At 72.4% G+C, this 16,138-nt stretch carries 16 protein-coding genes; 10 read left to right on the top strand and 6 right to left on the bottom strand.

The genetic code is table 11. The annotated features are described in order from the left end of the window. Positions 1-103 precede the first annotated feature (103 nt). From AB0O21_RS03405 to AB0O21_RS03395, 3 genes are all read left to right on the top strand, one after another. On the top strand, positions 104-1,300 hold the full coding sequence (locus AB0O21_RS03405) for a globin domain-containing protein (RefSeq protein WP_365165639.1): 1,197 nt from the start codon (positions 104-106) through the stop codon (positions 1,298-1,300). Between the two features lie 107 nt (positions 1,301-1,407). Further along, the gene (locus AB0O21_RS03400; protein WP_365165636.1) at positions 1,408-1,998 is read left to right on the top strand and encodes an N-acetylmuramoyl-L-alanine amidase; all 591 of its coding nucleotides are present in this window, start codon (positions 1,408-1,410) and stop codon (positions 1,996-1,998) included. Between the two features lie 119 nt (positions 1,999-2,117). Next, positions 2,118-3,023, top strand: a complete 906-nt coding sequence (locus AB0O21_RS03395) for a pyridoxal-phosphate dependent enzyme (RefSeq protein WP_365165634.1) — start codon at positions 2,118-2,120, stop codon at positions 3,021-3,023. A gap of 165 nt (positions 3,024-3,188) precedes the next feature. Here AB0O21_RS03395 and AB0O21_RS03390 read toward each other — a convergent pair whose 3' ends face one another. Continuing rightward, on the bottom strand, positions 3,189-4,766 hold the full coding sequence (locus AB0O21_RS03390; RefSeq protein WP_365165632.1) for a Na+/H+ antiporter: 1,578 nt from the start codon (positions 4,764-4,766) through the stop codon (positions 3,189-3,191). A gap of 55 nt (positions 4,767-4,821) precedes the next feature. Between AB0O21_RS03390 and AB0O21_RS03385 the strand changes: the two genes are divergently transcribed. The 3 genes from AB0O21_RS03385 (at position 4,822) to AB0O21_RS03375 (ending at position 6,755) form a co-directional block, all read left to right on the top strand. Next, positions 4,822-5,082 carry a UBP-type zinc finger domain-containing protein gene (locus AB0O21_RS03385; RefSeq protein WP_329379379.1) on the top strand — a complete coding sequence of 87 codons (261 nt, stop codon included), beginning with the start codon at positions 4,822-4,824 and terminating at the stop codon, positions 5,080-5,082. Between the two features lie 213 nt (positions 5,083-5,295). Then, entirely contained in the window at positions 5,296-5,709 is a 414-nt protein-coding gene (locus tag AB0O21_RS03380) for an anti-sigma regulatory factor (RefSeq protein ID WP_365165629.1), read from the top strand. After that, positions 5,706-6,755, top strand: coding sequence for an RNA polymerase sigma factor SigF (locus AB0O21_RS03375; protein WP_365165627.1), 1,050 nt, complete (start codon positions 5,706-5,708; stop codon positions 6,753-6,755). The genes AB0O21_RS03380 and AB0O21_RS03375 overlap by 4 nt, the downstream gene beginning before the upstream one ends. A 12-nt stretch (positions 6,756-6,767) precedes the next feature. Here AB0O21_RS03375 and AB0O21_RS03370 read toward each other — a convergent pair whose 3' ends face one another. Then, positions 6,768-7,220, bottom strand: coding sequence for a hypothetical protein (locus AB0O21_RS03370; protein ID WP_365165624.1), 453 nt, complete (start codon positions 7,218-7,220; stop codon positions 6,768-6,770). Positions 7,221-7,304: 84 nt separating this feature from the next. Here AB0O21_RS03370 and AB0O21_RS03365 point away from each other — a divergent pair, with 84 nt between their 5' ends. Both AB0O21_RS03365 and AB0O21_RS03360 read left to right on the top strand, forming a co-directional pair. Continuing rightward, positions 7,305-8,270: a diacylglycerol kinase family protein gene (locus tag AB0O21_RS03365; protein WP_365165621.1), complete on the top strand. Its 966-nt coding sequence runs from the start codon at positions 7,305-7,307 to the stop codon at positions 8,268-8,270. Positions 8,271-8,589: 319 nt separating this feature from the next. Beyond that, complete coding sequence (locus tag AB0O21_RS03360) at positions 8,590-8,847, top strand: WhiB family transcriptional regulator (protein WP_003953983.1); 258 nt, start codon at positions 8,590-8,592, stop codon at positions 8,845-8,847. Positions 8,848-9,006: 159 nt separating this feature from the next. Here the strand turns inward: AB0O21_RS03360 and AB0O21_RS03355 are convergent, their stop codons facing one another. Both AB0O21_RS03355 and AB0O21_RS03350 read right to left on the bottom strand, forming a co-directional pair. Beyond that, the gene (locus AB0O21_RS03355; protein WP_365166360.1) at positions 9,007-10,476 is read right to left on the bottom strand and encodes a PAS domain-containing sensor histidine kinase; all 1,470 of its coding nucleotides are present in this window, start codon (positions 10,474-10,476) and stop codon (positions 9,007-9,009) included. A 346-nt stretch (positions 10,477-10,822) separates the two neighbouring features. Then, positions 10,823-11,419, bottom strand: coding sequence for a TetR/AcrR family transcriptional regulator (locus AB0O21_RS03350; RefSeq protein ID WP_365165618.1), 597 nt, complete (start codon positions 11,417-11,419; stop codon positions 10,823-10,825). A gap of 84 nt (positions 11,420-11,503) precedes the next feature. On the opposite strand from AB0O21_RS03350, the gene AB0O21_RS03345 reads away from it, so the two are divergent. Next, the gene (locus AB0O21_RS03345) at positions 11,504-12,265 is read left to right on the top strand and encodes an SDR family oxidoreductase (protein ID WP_365165615.1); all 762 of its coding nucleotides are present in this window, start codon (positions 11,504-11,506) and stop codon (positions 12,263-12,265) included. 383 nt (positions 12,266-12,648) lie between these two features. Next, the gene (nagB, locus tag AB0O21_RS03340; protein ID WP_365165613.1) at positions 12,649-13,434 is read left to right on the top strand and encodes a glucosamine-6-phosphate deaminase; all 786 of its coding nucleotides are present in this window, start codon (positions 12,649-12,651) and stop codon (positions 13,432-13,434) included. A gap of 353 nt (positions 13,435-13,787) precedes the next feature. On the opposite strand, the gene AB0O21_RS03335 is transcribed toward nagB, so the two are convergent. Next, complete coding sequence (locus AB0O21_RS03335; RefSeq protein ID WP_365165610.1) at positions 13,788-15,272, bottom strand: glycoside hydrolase family 3 protein; 1,485 nt, start codon at positions 15,270-15,272, stop codon at positions 13,788-13,790. A gap of 6 nt (positions 15,273-15,278) precedes the next feature. Next, positions 15,279-16,097 carry a carbohydrate ABC transporter permease gene (locus tag AB0O21_RS03330; protein WP_365166358.1) on the bottom strand — a complete coding sequence of 273 codons (819 nt, stop codon included), beginning with the start codon at positions 16,095-16,097 and terminating at the stop codon, positions 15,279-15,281. Positions 16,098-16,138: the final 41 nt, after the last annotated feature.

Raw genomic sequence — 16,138 nt, 5'->3', positions numbered from 1 at the left:
AACCTGACGGGAAGTCCGAACAGAGGTCCGCACCGCGGCGGGCCTTTTTTCGGAGCAAAAATACGCATCTCACATTCCAATTAATCCAACGCGAGGAGTCCTGATGCTTTCCGAGAAGTCGGCGGCGACCGTACGAGCCACCCTGCCCGCCGTCGCAGCCGCGATCGGCGACATCGCGGACCTCTTCTACACGAAGCTGTTCGCGGCCCACCCGGAGCTGATCCGCGACCTCTTCAACCGGGGCAATCAGAACGCCGGTCTGCAGAAGCAGGCCCTCGCCGGCTCCATCGCGGCCTTCGCGACGCACCTCCTCGAACACCCCGACACCCGCCCCGACGTGATGCTGAACCGCATCGCCCACAAGCACGCCTCGCTCGGCGTCACCCGCGAGCAATACCCGGTGGTCCACCAGCACCTCTTCGAGGCCATCGTGGAGATCCTCGGCGAGGCCGTCACCCCCGAGGTCGCCGCCGCCTGGGACGAGGTCTACTGGCTGATGGCGAACGCCCTCATCGCCATCGAGGAGCGCCTCTACGCCGAGCAGCAGGTCCTCGCCGGCGACGTCTGGCGCGACTGGACGGTCACGGCCCGGACCGAGGAGACGGCGGACTGCACCACCTTCCGGCTGGCCCCCGCCGACGGCGCCCCCGCCCCCTCGCACCTGCCCGGCCAGTACGTGTCCGTCCAGGTCGAACTGCCGGACGGCGCCCGCCAGATCCGCCAGTACAGCCTCTCCACCTCGCCCGGCTCCCCGGCCCGCGCGATCACCGTCAAGCGGGTCCACGGCCCGGCCGCCGCCGGCCCCGACGGCGAGGTCTCCAACCACCTGCACGCCCGCGTCCGCGTCGGCGACGCCCTGCGCGTCTCGGCCCCGTACGGCGACCTCACCCTGCGGGACTCCGGCGCACCGGTCCTGCTCGCCTCGGCCGGCATCGGCTGCACCCCGATGCTCTCGATGCTGGAGCACCTGGCCGACACCGCGCACTCCGCGCCGGTCACCGTGCTGCACGCGGACCGCTCCCCCGCGGACCACCCGCTGCGGGACGACCACCGGGCACTGACCCACAAGCTCGATGACGCCGCCGCCCACTTCTGGTACGAGGAGTCCGCCGAGCCCGGCCACCACACCGGCCTCATGGACCTCTCGGCCGTCCCCGTCGCCCCCGGCACCGTGGCGTACCTCTGCGGCCCGCTCCCCTTCATGCGGGCGGTGCGCGAGCAGCTGATCGCCAAGGGCGTGCCGGCCGCCGACATCCACTACGAGGTGTTCGGCCCGGACCTGTGGCTGGCCTCCGCCTGACGGGTGGCCGGATCCCGCCCTAGCCCCGGAAGGGCCGCCTCCACTAAACCGGAACGTAATCGACCGGACACACACCGTGTCGGTCACGCACCGCAAAGGAGGCGGCCATGGCCGCACCCATGTCCGCGGACCGCTTCATCGACGCCCTGCGCGACGAGGGCCTGACCGTCGTCGAGGTCGGCGCCTGGCGCACCCACAACCGCAACCACAAGGGCCCCTGGGGCCCGGTGCACGGCGTGATGATCCACCACACCGTCACCCACGGCACCCCGAACACCGTCCAGCTCTGCCGCGAGGGCCACTCGGCCCTCCCCGGCCCGCTCTGCCACGGCATGATCGCCAAGGACGGCCGCGTCCACCTCGTCGGCTACGGCCGCGCCAACCACGCGGGCGCCGGCGACTCCGACGTCCTGGCGGCGGTCATCGCCGAGAAGCGGCTTCCGCCCGACAACGAGACGGACACCGACGGCAACCGCCACTTCTACGGCTTCGAGTGCGAGAACCTCGGCGACGGCGAGGACCCCTGGCCGGCGGTCCAACTGGAGGCCATCACCCGCGCGGCGGCGGCGGTCTGCCGGGTCCACGGCTGGACGGCCCGCTCGGTGATCGGCCACCTCGAATGGCAGCCGGGCAAGATCGACCCCAGGGGCTTCACCATGAACCACCTGCGCGAACGCGTCACGGAGCGCCTGAAGTAGCCCCCGGCCCGCCAGCCCCCGGCGCGGCCCCGCCCCCGCCGGGGTCACCACGGGCACCCCCTCCGACCGCCCGGCCGGCGCCTGCTCGACGTGACCCTGCCGCGGCCCACAATGGACGGGTGAAGCCCGAACCCGAGCCCGATGCCCTGCGCCCCCGTCCGCCGTCCCCGCTGGTCGAGGTGGCGGACGAGCGGTTCGAGCGGCACGGGGTGCGGCTGCTGCTCAAGCGGGACGACCTCGTCCATCCCGAGCTCCCCGGCAACAAGTGGCGCAAGCTCGCCCCCAACCTGCGGGCCGCGGCGCAGACCGGGCACGGCACCCTCGTCACCTTCGGCGGGGCCTACTCCAACCACCTCCGGGCCACCGCCGCCGCCGGGCGGCTGCTCGGGCTGGGCACCGTCGGGATCGTGCGCGGCCACGAGCTGGCCGGGCAGCCCCTCAACGACTCCCTCGCCCGGTGCGCGGCCGACGGGATGCGGCTGCACTTCGTGTCCCGGTCGGAGTACCGCCGCAAGGGCGAGCCGGAGGTGCTGGCGCGGCTGCTGGACGAGGCCGGGGCCCGGGGGGCGTACGCGGTCCCCGAGGGCGGGAGCAATGCCCTCGCCCTGCACGGCTGCGCCGAGCTGGGCCGCGAGCTGCGGGGCGCGGCCGACGTGGTCGCGGTGGCCTGCGGGACCGGCGGGACGCTGGCCGGGCTGGCCGCCGGGCTGGGGCCCGGGCAGCGGGCGCTGGGCGTGCCGGTGCTGGCGGGCGGGTTCCTGGGCGCGGAGATACGTTCCCTCCAGGCGGCCGCCTTCGGCGGTCCGGCCGGGGACTGGACCCTGGCCGAGGGCTACGACCACGGCGGCTACGCCCGGGTGCCGGCCGGGCTGGAGGCCTTCGCCGCGGACTTCGAGGCCCGGCACGCGCTGCCCGTCGAACGGGTCTACGTCGCGAAGCTGCTGTGGGCCCTGGCCGACCTCACCGCCTCCGGCGCCTTTCCCCGCGGGACCTCCATCGCCGCCGTCGTCACGGGCCGCCCGTAGCCCTCCCGGGCGGGGCTCCGCTGCCGGGCGCGGCGCCGTCCCGGGGCTCCGGGGAGCCGCCCCAACCGGCCGGTCCCGCCCAGGCAAAACCCAGCCCCGCCGGCGATTGAGGCGCGGGGTCCGGGGCGGAGCCCCGGCAGCGCGGCCGTGCCCGAACGGGGGGGGTCAGCCCGACTCGCGATAGGCGGCCGCCTCCTCCAGGTCCAGCCGCCGCAGCAGCGCCCTCAGCATCTCGTCGTCGATGCGCCGCAGGTCCCGCAGCGATACGAAGACCTCGCGCTCGGCCTCGATCATCTCGCGGGCCAGCCGCCGGTAGACGTCGTCCGCCGACTCGCCCGTCACCGGGTTGACCTCCCCCAGCCGCTCCCACACCGCGTTGCGCCGCCGTTCCAGCACGGTGCGCAGCCGGTCCGCCAGCGGCGGCGGCAGGGTGCTGTTCTCGGGCTGTTCCAGGAGCTCCGTCAGGCGCTCCTCCGCCGCCCGCGAGGCCTCGCTCTGCGCCTGCGCCTCGGCGAGGGTCTCCGCCTGCACGTCCTTCGGCGGCAGCTTCAGCGCCCTGATCAGCGGCGGGAGGGTCAGGCCCTGGACGACGAGGGTGCCGATGACCGTGGTGAAGGTCAGGAAGAGGATCAGGTTGCGGTGCGGGACGCCGACCGGCACGGAGAACGCGATGGCCAGCGAGACCACCCCGCGCATCCCGGCCCAGCCGACGATCACCGGCGCCTTCCAGTCGGTGTCGGGCTCCCGTCTGCGGATCCTCGCCGAGAGCCGCGGCAGGAAGGTCGCCGGGAACACCCATACGAAGCGGGCGACGACCACCGCGAGGAACACCGCGATCGCGTACCAGGCCGCGGCCGGGCCCTCGTACTCCCCCAGCCCCTTGAGGACCACCGGCAGTTGGAGCCCGATCAGCGCGAAGACCACCGACTCCAGCACGAAGGCGACCACCTTCCACACCGCCTCCTCCTGGAGCCGGGTCTGGAAGTCGACCTGCCAGTTCCGGTGCCCGAGGTACAGCGCGACGACGACCACCGCGAGCACCCCGGAGGCGCCCACCCGCTCCGCCGCCGCGTACGCCACGAAGGGGATCAGCAGCGACAGGGTGTTCTGCAGCAGCGGTTCCTTGAGCCGCTTGCGCAGCTGGTGGATCGGCACCATCAGCAGCAGGCCCACCCCGACCCCGCCCACCGAGGCCACCAGGAACTCCGCGATCCCGCCCGCCCAGCCGGCGCTCACCCCGACGGCCGCCGCCAGGGCCACCTTGTAGGCGGTGATCGCGGTGGCGTCGTTGACCAGGGACTCGCCCTGCAGGATGGTCGTGATGCGGTTCGGCAGCCCGAGCTTGCGGGCGATCGCGGTGGCGGCGACCGCGTCGGGCGGTGCGATCACCGCGCCCAGCACCAGTGCGACCGGCAGCGAGAGGTCCGGCATCACCAGGTAGGCCGCGTAGCCGACGGCAAGGGTCGCGAAGAGCACGTAGCCGACCGACAGCAGTGCGATGGGCCGCATGTTCGCCCGCAGGTCCAGGTACGAGCTGTCCACCGCGGCCGTGTACAGCAGCGGCGGGAGCAGCAGCGGCAGCACGATGTGCGGGTCCAGGGCGTACGAGGGCACGCCCGGGACGTACGCGGCCACCAGCCCCACCGCGACCAGCAGCAGCGGCGCGGGCACCGGCGTCCGGCGGGCCACGCCCGCGACGGCCGCGCTGCCGGCGATCAGCGCCACCAGCGGCAATACCTCCATCGAAGATCCATCCTCGTTCGTCGTGCGCCCGCGCCCGCGTCGTACGCTCGTCATCATGAGCGAGTGCACCCACGTTGCCGAACTGCCGCGCCCCGAGCCCATCCCCTCTGCCCAGACCTGCCCCGAATGTCTGGCAACCGGCAGCCATCCGGTGCAGCTGCGGATGTGCCTGGCGTGCGGGCACGTGGGCTGCTGCGACTCCTCGCCCCACCGGCACGCGACGGCGCACCACCAGGAGACCGGCCATCCGGTCATGCGGAGCTTCGAACCGGGCGAGACCTGGCGGTGGTGTTTTGTCGACGGTTCGATCGTCTGAAGCGGGGTAGGTCAACCCTCCGCCGGTTCCCCTGATTTGGGCCCCGCAGACCCCTAGCCACTGTGCGTACCCATGGGCTTACCATCAGTCACTGGGCAGCGGCATGGTCGGCCTGGGCGTTCCAGCGGGCGCCGACAGGGGTGCCGCGACACGATCGCCCGGATCGCGATAGCGTCACCGGCGAACAGAGCTCGTACCACCTTGGAGGTGAGGGTGTCCCAGATCGCAGGCGAGCCCGGGACCCAGGACTTCGTGGAAGTCCGGCTGCCCGCTGCGGGTGCCTACCTGTCGGTGCTGCGGACGGCCACGGCCGGTCTCGCGGCACGTTTGGACTTCACCCTCGACGAGATCGAGGACCTCCGCATCGCGGTGGACGAGGCCTGCGCGATCCTGCTCCAGCAGGCCGTGCCCGGCTCCGTCCTCAGCTGCGTCTTCCGCCTCATCGGGGATTCGCTGGAGGTGACCGTGTCCGCGCCGACCACCGACGGTCGCGCGCCGGAGCGCGACACGTTCGCGTGGACGGTCCTGTCGGCGCTGGCCGGCAAGGTCGAGGCCACGGTCGAGGAGAACCGGACGGTGAGCATCAGCCTCTACAAACAGCGCGGCGCGGGACCAGGCCCGGCGTGAGCGGCGGGGAGATCCCGGTGCGGGGCGGGGATCGGCCCCGGGTACGGCACGAGGTCGACGGCGGCATCCCGGAGCAGCAGCACGCCCGGCCGCACCCGGCTGAAGCGGATGCGGAAGACGGCTTTTTGGACTCGGCGGAGCGACGGGCGGGCCCTATGAGCGAGAACCAGCACGATCAAGTACAGCCACCGGAGGCCGCTGCCAAGCCCCCGGAGGAGGCCTTCGATGCACCCGGGACCTCCGGGGCCCCGGCGCATCCGGTGTTCCCGGTGACCCCGGCACTGCCGGATCCGCGCGACCGCAGCGGCGCGCGGGCCCTCTTCATCGAGCTGCGGGCGCTGCCCGACGGCTCGCCGGAGAAGGCGGAGCTGCGCAACCGGCTCGTGCGGATGCACCTGCCGCTGGTGGAGCACCTGGCACGGCGGTTCCGCAACCGCGGTGAGCCGCTGGACGACCTGACGCAGGTCGCGACGATCGGTCTGATCAAGTCGGTGGACCGGTTCGACCCGGACCGCGGGGTCGAGTTCTCCACCTACGCCACCCCCACGGTGGTCGGCGAGATCAAGCGCCACTTCCGGGACAAGGGCTGGGCGGTACGGGTACCCCGGCGCCTCCAGGAGCTGCGGCTCTCGCTGACGACGGCCACCGCGGAACTGTCCCAGCAGCACGGCCGCTCCCCCACCGTGCACGAGCTGGCCGAGCGGCTGGGGATCTCCGAGGAGGAGGTGCTGGAGGGGCTGGAATCGGCCAATGCCTACAGCACGCTCTCGCTGGACGTCCCGGACACCGACGACGAGTCGCCGGCCGTCGCGGACACCCTGGGCGCGGAGGACGAGGCCCTGGAGGGCGTCGAGTACCGCGAGTCCCTCAAGCCGCTGCTGGAGGGCCTGCCGCCGCGGGAGAAGCGGATCCTGCTTCTTCGCTTCTTCGGCAACATGACACAGTCGCAGATCGCGCAGGAGGTCGGCATCTCCCAGATGCACGTCTCGCGCCTGCTGGCCCGCACCCTGGCCCAGCTCCGCGAGAAGCTCCTCGTCGAGGAGTAGAGGACGTACGGGTTATCGGGCCTGCTCGCCGGGCCCGATGCCGAGGGCTTCGGTCGCCGTGGGGTTCACCAGGAGCGCCACGACGGCCACCGCGGCCACCGCCAGCGCCACCGCGGCGACGATCATCGCGCCGCCCGTGCTGTACAGGGTGTACGCCACCGGCAGCGCCATCAGCTGGGTGATCAGCGCCGGGCCGCGGCTCCACCGGCGGCCCAGGCGCAGGCCGCGCGCCCCGATCAGCGGCAGCGCGGCGAGGACGAGGAGGGTGATCCCGCCGGTCTCGGCCTGCTGCGGGGAGTCGGGGTCCCCGGCGATGCCCACGAACAGCATGTAGACGCCGAGGCCGGCCAGGGCCAGCCCCTCCAGCGCGGTGAGCACGGCGACCGCGGTCAGCCGCCGGGGCAGCGGGGCGGCGGCGGGCGCGACGGCGGGGGCGGGGGCCTTCTCGGGCTGCTTCTTACTCACCCCAGCAGGGTAGCGGCGCCGCCCGGAGCGCTGAGGGGACGGGCAGTACGGTCGGCATATGCGGGGGTGGGTAGGCTGGCGCTCATGCGTGCACTCCTCGTGGCCAACCCAGCAGCGACGACGACCAGCGCGCGCACGCGCGACGTCCTGATCCACGCCCTGGCCAGCGAGATGAAGCTGGAGGCGGTAACCACCGAGTACCGGGGCCACGCCCGGGACCTGGGACGCAAGGCCGCGCACGAGGGGCTCGACCTCGTGGTGGCCCTGGGCGGCGACGGCACGGTCAACGAGGTGGTCAACGGGCTGCTGCACGACGGGCCCGATCCGGAGCGGCTGCCCCGGCTGGCAGTGGTCCCCGGCGGCTCGACCAATGTGTTCGCCCGCGCGCTGGGCCTGCCCAACGACGCGGTCGAGGCGACCGGCGCCCTGCTGGACGCGCTGCGCGAGCAGCGCGAGCGGACGGTGGGGCTGGGGCTGGCGGCCGGCACCCCGGGCACGGAGGACGAGTCGGTTCCGGCGCGCTGGTTCACGTTCTGTGCGGGCTTCGGCTTCGACGCGGGCGTAGTGGGACGGGTCGAGCAGCAGCGGGAGCGCGGCAAGCGTTCGACGCACGCGCTCTACGTACGACAGCTGATGCGGCAGTTCTGGGAGGAGCCCAACCGCCGGCACGGCACGGTCACGCTGGAGCGCCCCGGTGCCGATCCGGTGACGGATCTGGTGCTGTCGATAGTGTGCAATACCTCACCGTGGACATATCTGGGCAATCGTCCGCTTTACGCCTCCCCGGAGGCGTCGTTCGATACCGCGCTTGACGTATTGGCACTGGACCGTTTGTCAACTCCGGCGGTCGCGCGGTACGCGACGCAGCTCCTGACCTCGACTCCTGAGCGGGGTCCGCACGGCAAGCACGCGGTGTCTCTGCACGATCTGACCGACTTCACCTTGCATTCGAAGGTCCCGCTTCCGTTCCAGATGGACGGTGACCACCTGGGCCTGCGCACCAGCGTTCGGTTCACAGGCGTACGCCGTGCACTGCGTGTGATTGTGTGAGTAGAAGGGCCCAAAGTCCTTTCACTCGAACGTTTACACGCCGGTCCACCCTCACGATGTAGGGCTGTGACCTAGTAGACACCGACGAATCAAAAAAAACTTTCCGGAAGGGGTTGTATCCCCGTCCGAGGTTTGCGAATCTCTTCATGGCGATCGGGACAGCCCGCAGAACCCGGCACCCACACCGCCAGAACCCCTCCACGAATCTCTGACTGACCCACCCGGGAAACCAGGTGGTCGACCTTCCCTCACGGGGGGATTCGTGAAAGCGTTCACATTCACAAGCAACCTGCCCGCAATACAAGGAGATGGAGCAGCCATGGACTGGCGTCACAACGCCGTTTGTCGTGAGGAAGACCCGGAACTCTTCTTCCCCATCGGCAACACCGGTCCTGCGCTGCTGCAGATCGAGGAAGCCAAGGCCGTCTGCCGCCGTTGCCCCGTCATGGAGCAGTGCCTGCAGTGGGCGCTCGAGTCCGGTCAGGACTCCGGCGTCTGGGGCGGTCTCAGCGAGGACGAGCGCCGCGCGATGAAGCGCCGCGCCGCTCGCAACCGGGCGCGCAACGCCAGCGCCTGACAACGACTTTCGAGCCTCGACGCGCAGCGCGTAGAACCCGTATAAGCGCTTAGCACCGTGCTCTTGGGCCCCGGACCGATCACCCTTCGGTCCGGGGCTCAGTGCTGTCCGGGCGTTTTCGCCGGGCCCGGCCCGTCACGTTGAGTGACGGACCGGCCGCTACTTCTGCGGGCTGGACGGGATGTCGAGGACGACCTTCGTGCCGCGCGGCTCCGCCGCGACCATGTCGAAGGTGCCGCCGAGCTCGCCCTCCACGAGGGTCCGTACGATCTGCAGCCCGAGGTTGCCGGCCCGCTGCGGGTCGAATCCCTCGGGCAGGCCCCGGCCGTCGTCGAGCACGGTGATCATCAGCCGGCCGTCCGCCTTGCCCGTCCCGGAGCGGACCGCCGACACCTCGACGGTGCCCCGCTCCCCCTGGGCGAAGGCGTGCTCCAGGGCGTTCTGCAGGATCTCGGTGAGCACCATCGACAGCGGAGTGGCGACCTCCGCGTCCAGGATCCCGAAGCGGCCGGTGCGCCTGCAGTCGACCTTGCCCGGGGAGATCTCCGAGACCATCGCGATCACCCGGTCGGCGATCTCGTCGAACTCCACCCGCTCGTCCAGGTTCTGAGACAGCGTCTCGTGCACGATCGCGATCGATCCGACGCGGCGCACGGCCTCGTTGAGCGCCTCGCGGCCCTGCGGGGAATCCATCCGGCGGGACTGGAGCCGCAGCAGCGCGGCCACGGTCTGGAGGTTGTTCTTCACCCGGTGGTGGATCTCCCGGATGGTCGCGTCCTTGGTGATCAATTCACGTTCGCGACGACGCAGTTCCGTGACGTCGCGGCAGAGCACCAGGGAGCCGATGCGGGTCCCCTTGGGCTTCAGCGGGATCGCGCGCAGCTGGATGACCCCGCCGTTGCCCTCGACCTCGGTCTCCCGGGGGGCCCAGCCGCTGGCCAGCTTGACGAGCGCCTCGTCCACCGGGCCGCGGGAGGGGGCGAGTTCGGCGGTGGTGTTGCCCAGGTGCTGGCCGACCAGGTCGGAGGCGAGGCCGAGCCGGTGGTAGGCGGAGAGCGCGTTCGGGGAGGCGTACGTGACCACGCCGTCGGCGTCCAGCCGGATCAGGCCGTCGCCGACGCGCGGGGAGGCGTCCATGTCGACCTGCTGGCCGGGGAACGGGAAGGAGCCCGCCGCGATCATCTGGGCCAGGTCGGAAGCGGACTGGAGGTAGGTCAGCTCCAGCCGGCTCGGTGTACGCACAGTGAGCAGGTTGGTGTTGCGGGCGATCACTCCGAGTACCCGGCCCTCGCGGCGGACGGGGATCGACTCGACGCGGACGGGCACCTCCTCGCGCCACTCGGGGTCGCCCTCGCGCACGATGCGGCCCTCGTCGAGCGCGGCGTCGAGCAGCGGGCGCCGGCCGCGCGGCACCAGGTGGCCGACCATGTCGTCCTGGTACGAGGTCGGTCCTGTGTTCGGGCGCATCTGCGCGACCGAGACGTACCGGCTGCCGTCGAGGGTGGGGACCCAGAGCACGAGGTCGGCGAAGGAGAGGTCGGAGAGCAGCTGCCACTCGGAGACCAGCAGGTGGAGCCACTCCAGGTCGGTTTCACCGAGAGCGGTGTGCTGGCGTACGAGGTCGTTCATGGAGGGCACGTGGCGAGCGTACCCCGGGTACGGCGCATGACTTTCCCCACGACGGTACTCAGGAGTATCCAGGAGGGGCGCGGGCCGCGTACTGTTGGAGGAAGCGACGGGATTCACCGTCCCGTCATTGGATGGACAGATCAGAATGGTCTAGTCCACAATTGACCCAGACTTCCGCCCTCCCCGCACAGGAGGACGGATCGAGGTAAGCCGCGTGATCTGCCCTGACTACGCAGGCACCTCTCACGGCCCGTGGGAACCGCACACCCACCGGCCGTAAGTACTCCGGGCTACGGTGCCGGACGGGTTGAGGGTCCCGTCAGGCACCGTGGCCCAGAGGAACTTCTCAGGCCGGCGGCCAGGCCAGCAGGGCCCGCGCCGCGACCGCCTCCAGCTCTTCCCGGGTCGCCCCGTCGCGCGACTGCTGGGACATCCCCTGGAGCACCGCCCCGGCATACCGGGCCAGCGCCCGCGCGTCCGTGTCCGCGGGCAGCACGCCGGTGGCCATGTCGGCCCGGATCCGGCGCTCGAACAGCTCCAGGTTGGCTTCGCGCCGCACGCGCAGGGCCTCGGCGACCTCGTCCGAGGTGGTGTTGACGGCGGCGCTGAGCACCATGCAGCCCGGCGGGTGGGCCGGATCGGTGTAGACCTCGGCGGCCTCGCGCAGGATCCGCTCGACGGCGGCGCGGGAGGTGGGCTCCTCGGCCAGCGCCACGCTCGCGAAGTCCGCGTAGCGGCCCCCGTAGACCACCACGACCTCGTCGAAGAGCTTGCGCTTGTCGCCGAAGGCCGCGTAGAGGCTGGGCGCGCTGATGCCGAGCGAGGCGGTCAGGTCGGAGATCGAGGTCGCCTCGTAGCCGCGCTCCCAGAAGGCGAGCATGGCCTTGTCGAGGGCGGCGTCGCGGTCGAAGGAGCGGGGTCTGCCGCGCTGTCCGGTCACCATGCGCCAATTCTATAGCGGGCCTTACGGAATCTGATACGGTCCTTTCTGTAGCGACCGCTAGCTAATTGCGAAGGGGGGCGCGTCATGGGCGTGCTCAAGGGGAAGACGGCACTGGTCACGGGCGGCAGCCGGGGAATCGGCCGGGCCGTGGCGGAGCGGCTGGCGCGGGACGGCGCGCTGGTCGCGGTGCACTACGGGCGCGACGAGGCCGCGGCGAAGGAGACGGTGGCCGCGATCGAGGCGGCCGGCGGGGCGGCCTTCGCGATCCGGGCCGAGCTCGGCGTCCCGGGCGACGCGCGGGCGCTGTGGGCGGCGTACGAGGCCGCGCCGGCGGCCACGGAGGGGGTGGACATCCTGGTCAACAACGCGGGGGCGGCGACGTTCGCGGGGATCGCGGACACCGACGAGGAGACGTTCGACCGGGCCCTGGCCCTGAACACCAAGGCCCCGTTCTTCGTGATCAAGTACGGGCTGGCGCGGCTGCGGGACGGGGGCCGGATCGTGAACGTGACCGGCACCCCGGACCTCGCCCTGCCAGCGATCCTGGCCACGGTCGCGGCGAAGGGCGCCACGAACGCGCTGACCCGGTCCCTGGCGGCCGAGCTCGCGCCGCGCGGGATCACCGTGAACTCGGTCGGCCCCGGCATCACCGGGACCGACCTGAACGCGGGCCTCCTCGCGGACCCCGCGACCCGGGCCCACCTGGCCTCCCGCTCGGTCTTCGACCGCATCGGCACGGCGGAGGAGGTCGCGGACGTGGTGGCCTTCCTGGCCTCCCCGGACTCCCGCTGGCTCACGGGCCAACACCTGAACGCGACGGGAGGCCTCCAGCTGGCGCTGATCTAGCGGGGGCCCCTCCCCGCGCCCCGCCGCGGGGCTGCGCCCGCACCCTGCGGCGTTCTCCGCCCCGCGCTCCGCGCCTCAAGCGCCGGCGGGGCCGAGTCTCGCCCCCGCCGTCCGCCGGGCGCGGCCCAAGGACCCGGGGCGCCGCCCCAGGCCCCGCGCCTTCCAGTCCCGCCGGGGGGCATTCCAGCCCCTCCGGCGTTTGAGGAGCGGGGTCCGGGGCGGAGCCCCGGCGGCGGCGCCGCAGCGCTCACCCGCGCCCGGACCCGGGAGGCCTAACGGGTCGATTCGGATCACCATGGATGGGGCGGAGTCCAGCCGAAGGGGCCCCGCCTCTGCTAGATTGGTCTATACCACACATCACACTCCAGATCGGCAGGCCCCGCGTGGAAGTTGTCATCGTCCCGGACGCCAAGGCAGGCGGCGAGCTCATCGCGGAGGCCATGGCCGCCCTGGTCCGCCGCAAGCCCGACGCCCTGCTCGGCGTGGCGACCGGCTCTACCCCGCTGCCCATCTACGAGGCCCTCGCCGCCAAGGTGAAGGCCGGCGAGGTCGACGCCTCCAAGGCCCGCATCTGCCAGCTCGACGAGTACGTCGGCCTGCCGGCCGGGCACCCCGAGTCCTACCGGGCCGTCGTGCTGCGCGAGGTCGTGGAGCCCCTGGGGCTGTCCGAGGCCTCCTTCATGGGCCCCGACGGCTCCGCCGAGGACGTCTCCGCCGCCTGTCAGGCCTACGACCGCGCGCTGGCCGAGGCCGGCGGCGTCGACCTCCAGCTGCTGGGCATCGGCACCGACGGGCACATCGGCTTCAACGAGCCCTGCTCCTCCCTCGCCTCCCGCACCCGGATCAAGACGCTGACCGAGCAGACCCGCGTGGACAACGCGCGCTTCTTCGACGACGACATAGACCAGGTGCCCCACCACGTCATCACGCAGGGCATCGGCACCATCCTGGACGCCCGCCACCTGGTCCTCCTGGCCACCGGCGAGGGCAAGGCGGAGGCCGTCGCGCAGACCGTCGAGGGCCCGCTGTCCGCGCTGGTCCCGGCCTCGGCGCTGCAGCTGCACCGGCACGCGACCGTCGTGGTGGACGAGGCGGCCGCGTCGAAGCTGAAGCTGGCCGACTACTTCCGGCACACGTACGCCAACAAGCCGGCCTGGCAGGGCCTGTAGCCGCCGCGGGCACACGCCGAAGGGCCGGGCTCCCCCCAGGGGTGCCCGGCCCTTCGTGCACGCGGGGTGCGGAGTCCGGGGGCGGCGGGTGCGCGGGACCGCTGCGCGGGGCCTCCCGGGCTCCGCCCGGACCCGCGCCTCAAACGCCGGCGAGGCTGGAATTGCCCTACGGGCAATCCAGCCTCGCCAGGCAAACGGCATCGGCCAAATCCAGCCCCTCCGGCGTTTGAGGAGCGGGGTCCGGGGCGGAGCCCCGATCTTTCAGCCTCGCCGGCGTTTGAGGCGCGGGGGTCCGGGGGCGGCGCCCCCGGCAGCGGCGCCGCACACGAACGGGGCGCGGGGCCCGGGGGGCGCTAGCCCCCCGCGATGACCTCCGCCGCGGCCCGCCCGCAGACGCGCGCGGCGCCGTGCGTGGCGATGTGCAGCGCCCCCCGCGGCTCCGCGCGCGGGAGGCCCATCTCGACCACCACCGTGTCCGGCCGGGCGGCGACCAGCGCGTCCAGCGCCTGCGTCATCCACGGGTGCCGGTGCGCGTCGCGGACCACGGCGACGACCGTACGGTCCCCCGCCGCCGCCAGGACCTCCGCGGCCGTGGCGCCCTGCGGGTAGGTGCCCGCCGCCGTGCCGGGGAGCAGGGACGCCAGCTCCGCGGCCACCCCCCACGGGGTCTCGTCCCCCACCGCGATGTTCGCGACCGGCGCGAGCGTGGCCACGTACGGGGTGGACAGCGGCTTGCGTGCGCCGGTGACGACCAGGGCGCGGCGGGCCGCCGTCAGGCCGATGCCGGACGCGCGGCTCCCCTCCTGCCGCGCGTCCGGAACGGCGGCCCGGCGGGTCCATTCGGCGAGCGCCCGCACCCGGGCCGCGGCGTCGGCGAGGCGCTCCTCGGGCAGCGTGCCCTCTCGGACGGCCGCGACCAGCGCGTCACGCAGCCGCAGGACGGTCCCCTCGTCGGCGAGCCCGCCGCCGACGCAGATGGCGTCGGCGCCGGCCGCGATCGCGAGCACCGAGCCGCGTTCGATCCCGTACGTCCCGGCGATGGCGTTCATCTCCATGCCGTCGGTGACGATGAGGCCCTCGTAGCCGAGCTCCTTGCGCAGCAGGCCGGTGAGGATCTGCGGGCTGAGCGTGGCCGGGCGGGTCGGGTCGAGGGCGGGCACCAGGATGTGCGCGCTCATCACGGCCTTGGTGCCGGCCTCGATGGCGGCCTTGAAGGGGACCAGCTCGCGCGCGGCCAGGGTGTCGAGGTCTACGTCGATGCGCGGCAGCGCGTGGTGCGAGTCGACGTTGGTGTCGCCGTGGCCCGGGAAGTGCTTGGTGCAGGCGGCGACGCCGGCGGCCTGGAGGCCCTCGACGTAGGCGGCGGTGTGCCGGGCGGCGAGGTGGGTGTCGGCGCCGAAGGACCGTACGCCGATCACCGGGTTGTCGGGGTTGGAGTTGACGTCCGCGGACGGGGCCCAGTTGAGGTTGACCCCGCACTCGGCGAGGCGGCGGCCCAGCTCGCGGGCCACGTCCCGGGTCAGCGCGGTGTCGTCGACGGCGCCGAGGGCCAGGTTGCCGGGGAAGGAGGAGCCGGCCCGCACTTCGAGGCGGGTGACGTCGCCGCCCTCCTCGTCGATGGCGACCAGGACGTCGTCGCGCTCGGTACGGAGCTGCGCGGTGAGCGCGGCGAGCTGCTCGGGCGAGGCGATGTTGCGGCCGAACAGGCCGACGGCGGTGAGGCCTTCGGCGACCTGGCGCAGCAGCCAGGCGGGGGCGGTGGTGCCTTCGAATCCGGGCTGGAGGACCGCGAGGGCGTCGCGGGTCAGTGTGTCGACCCGGTGCGCAAGGACAGTCATGTGCCGTTATCCCTTCACGGCGCCGGCGGTCATTCCGCCGACGGCCTTGCGCTGGAGGAAGATGAAGATCAGCAGGACCGGGACCGCGAACAGCGAGGAAGCGGCCATGGTGGCGCCCCAGTCGTTGCCGAAGGCCGTCTGGAACTCGGTCAGCCAGAGCGGCAGGGTCTGCGCGGTCTTGTCCTTGTTGAGGATCAGGACCATCGCGAACTCGTTCCAGGCGGTGATGAAGCCGAAGAGCGAGGTGGACATCAGGCCGGGGGCCAGCAGCGGGAAGATCACCTTGCGGAAGGCCTGGCCGCGGGTGCAGCCGTCGATCTGGGCGGCCTCCTCCAGGGTCACCGGGACCGCGGCGATGAAGCCGCGCAGCGTCCAGATGGTGAAGGGGAGGACCATCACGAAGTAGATCGCGGTGAGCAGCGGGAGGCTGTTCAGCATCTCGCTGTCGCGGGCGATCATGTACATCGCGATGACCATGACCTCCCAGGGCGCCATCTGGGCCATCATCACGGCGAGCACGAGGCCCTTGCGGCCCTTGAACTTCATCCGGGCGATGGCGAAGCTCGCGGCGAGGGCGACGAGCAGGGCGAGCAGGACGGCGCCGACGGTGACGACGACGCTGTTGGTGACGTACGTCCAGAAGTTCTCGACCCCGGTGGCCTTGGTGAAGTTGTCCAGCGTCGGGGTGAAGACGAAGGCCGGGTCCTTGGTGAGGATCTCGCTCGACGGCTTGAGGGCCGAGGAGAACATCCAGTACACGGGGAAGACGAAGACGGCGGCCAGCAGGAGCGCGCCGAGGTTCTTGGCGACGGTCGCGGGGCGCAGCGGCCGGCGGGTGCGGAGCTGCTGGGCGGGCTTCGCGGCGG

Origin of the sequence: Streptomyces sp. NPDC091371 (assembly GCF_040684275.1) — a bacterium.
GTDB lineage: Bacteria > Actinomycetota > Actinomycetes > Streptomycetales > Streptomycetaceae > Streptomyces.
The sequence above is the reverse complement of the archived record's forward strand: the minus strand, read 5'-3'. Positions and strand labels throughout refer to the sequence as shown.

Coding starts and splice junctions, on each gene's coding strand:
- AB0O21_RS03405 (WP_365165639.1), top strand. CDS start 104: ATGCTTTCCGAGAAGTCGGCGGCGACCGTACGAGCCACCCTGCCCGCC.
- AB0O21_RS03400 (WP_365165636.1), top strand. CDS start 1,408: ATGGCCGCACCCATGTCCGCGGACCGCTTCATCGACGCCCTGCGCGAC.
- AB0O21_RS03390 (WP_365165632.1), bottom strand. CDS start 4,766: ATGGAGGTATTGCCGCTGGTGGCGCTGATCGCCGGCAGCGCGGCCGTC.
- AB0O21_RS03385 (WP_329379379.1), top strand. CDS start 4,822: ATGAGCGAGTGCACCCACGTTGCCGAACTGCCGCGCCCCGAGCCCATC.
- AB0O21_RS03365 (WP_365165621.1), top strand. CDS start 7,305: ATGCGTGCACTCCTCGTGGCCAACCCAGCAGCGACGACGACCAGCGCG.
- AB0O21_RS03360 (WP_003953983.1), top strand. CDS start 8,590: ATGGACTGGCGTCACAACGCCGTTTGTCGTGAGGAAGACCCGGAACTC.
- AB0O21_RS03355 (WP_365166360.1), bottom strand. CDS start 10,476: ATGAACGACCTCGTACGCCAGCACACCGCTCTCGGTGAAACCGACCTG.
- AB0O21_RS03350 (WP_365165618.1), bottom strand. CDS start 11,419: ATGGTGACCGGACAGCGCGGCAGACCCCGCTCCTTCGACCGCGACGCC.
- AB0O21_RS03345 (WP_365165615.1), top strand. CDS start 11,504: ATGGGCGTGCTCAAGGGGAAGACGGCACTGGTCACGGGCGGCAGCCGG.
- AB0O21_RS03335 (WP_365165610.1), bottom strand. CDS start 15,272: ATGACTGTCCTTGCGCACCGGGTCGACACACTGACCCGCGACGCCCTC.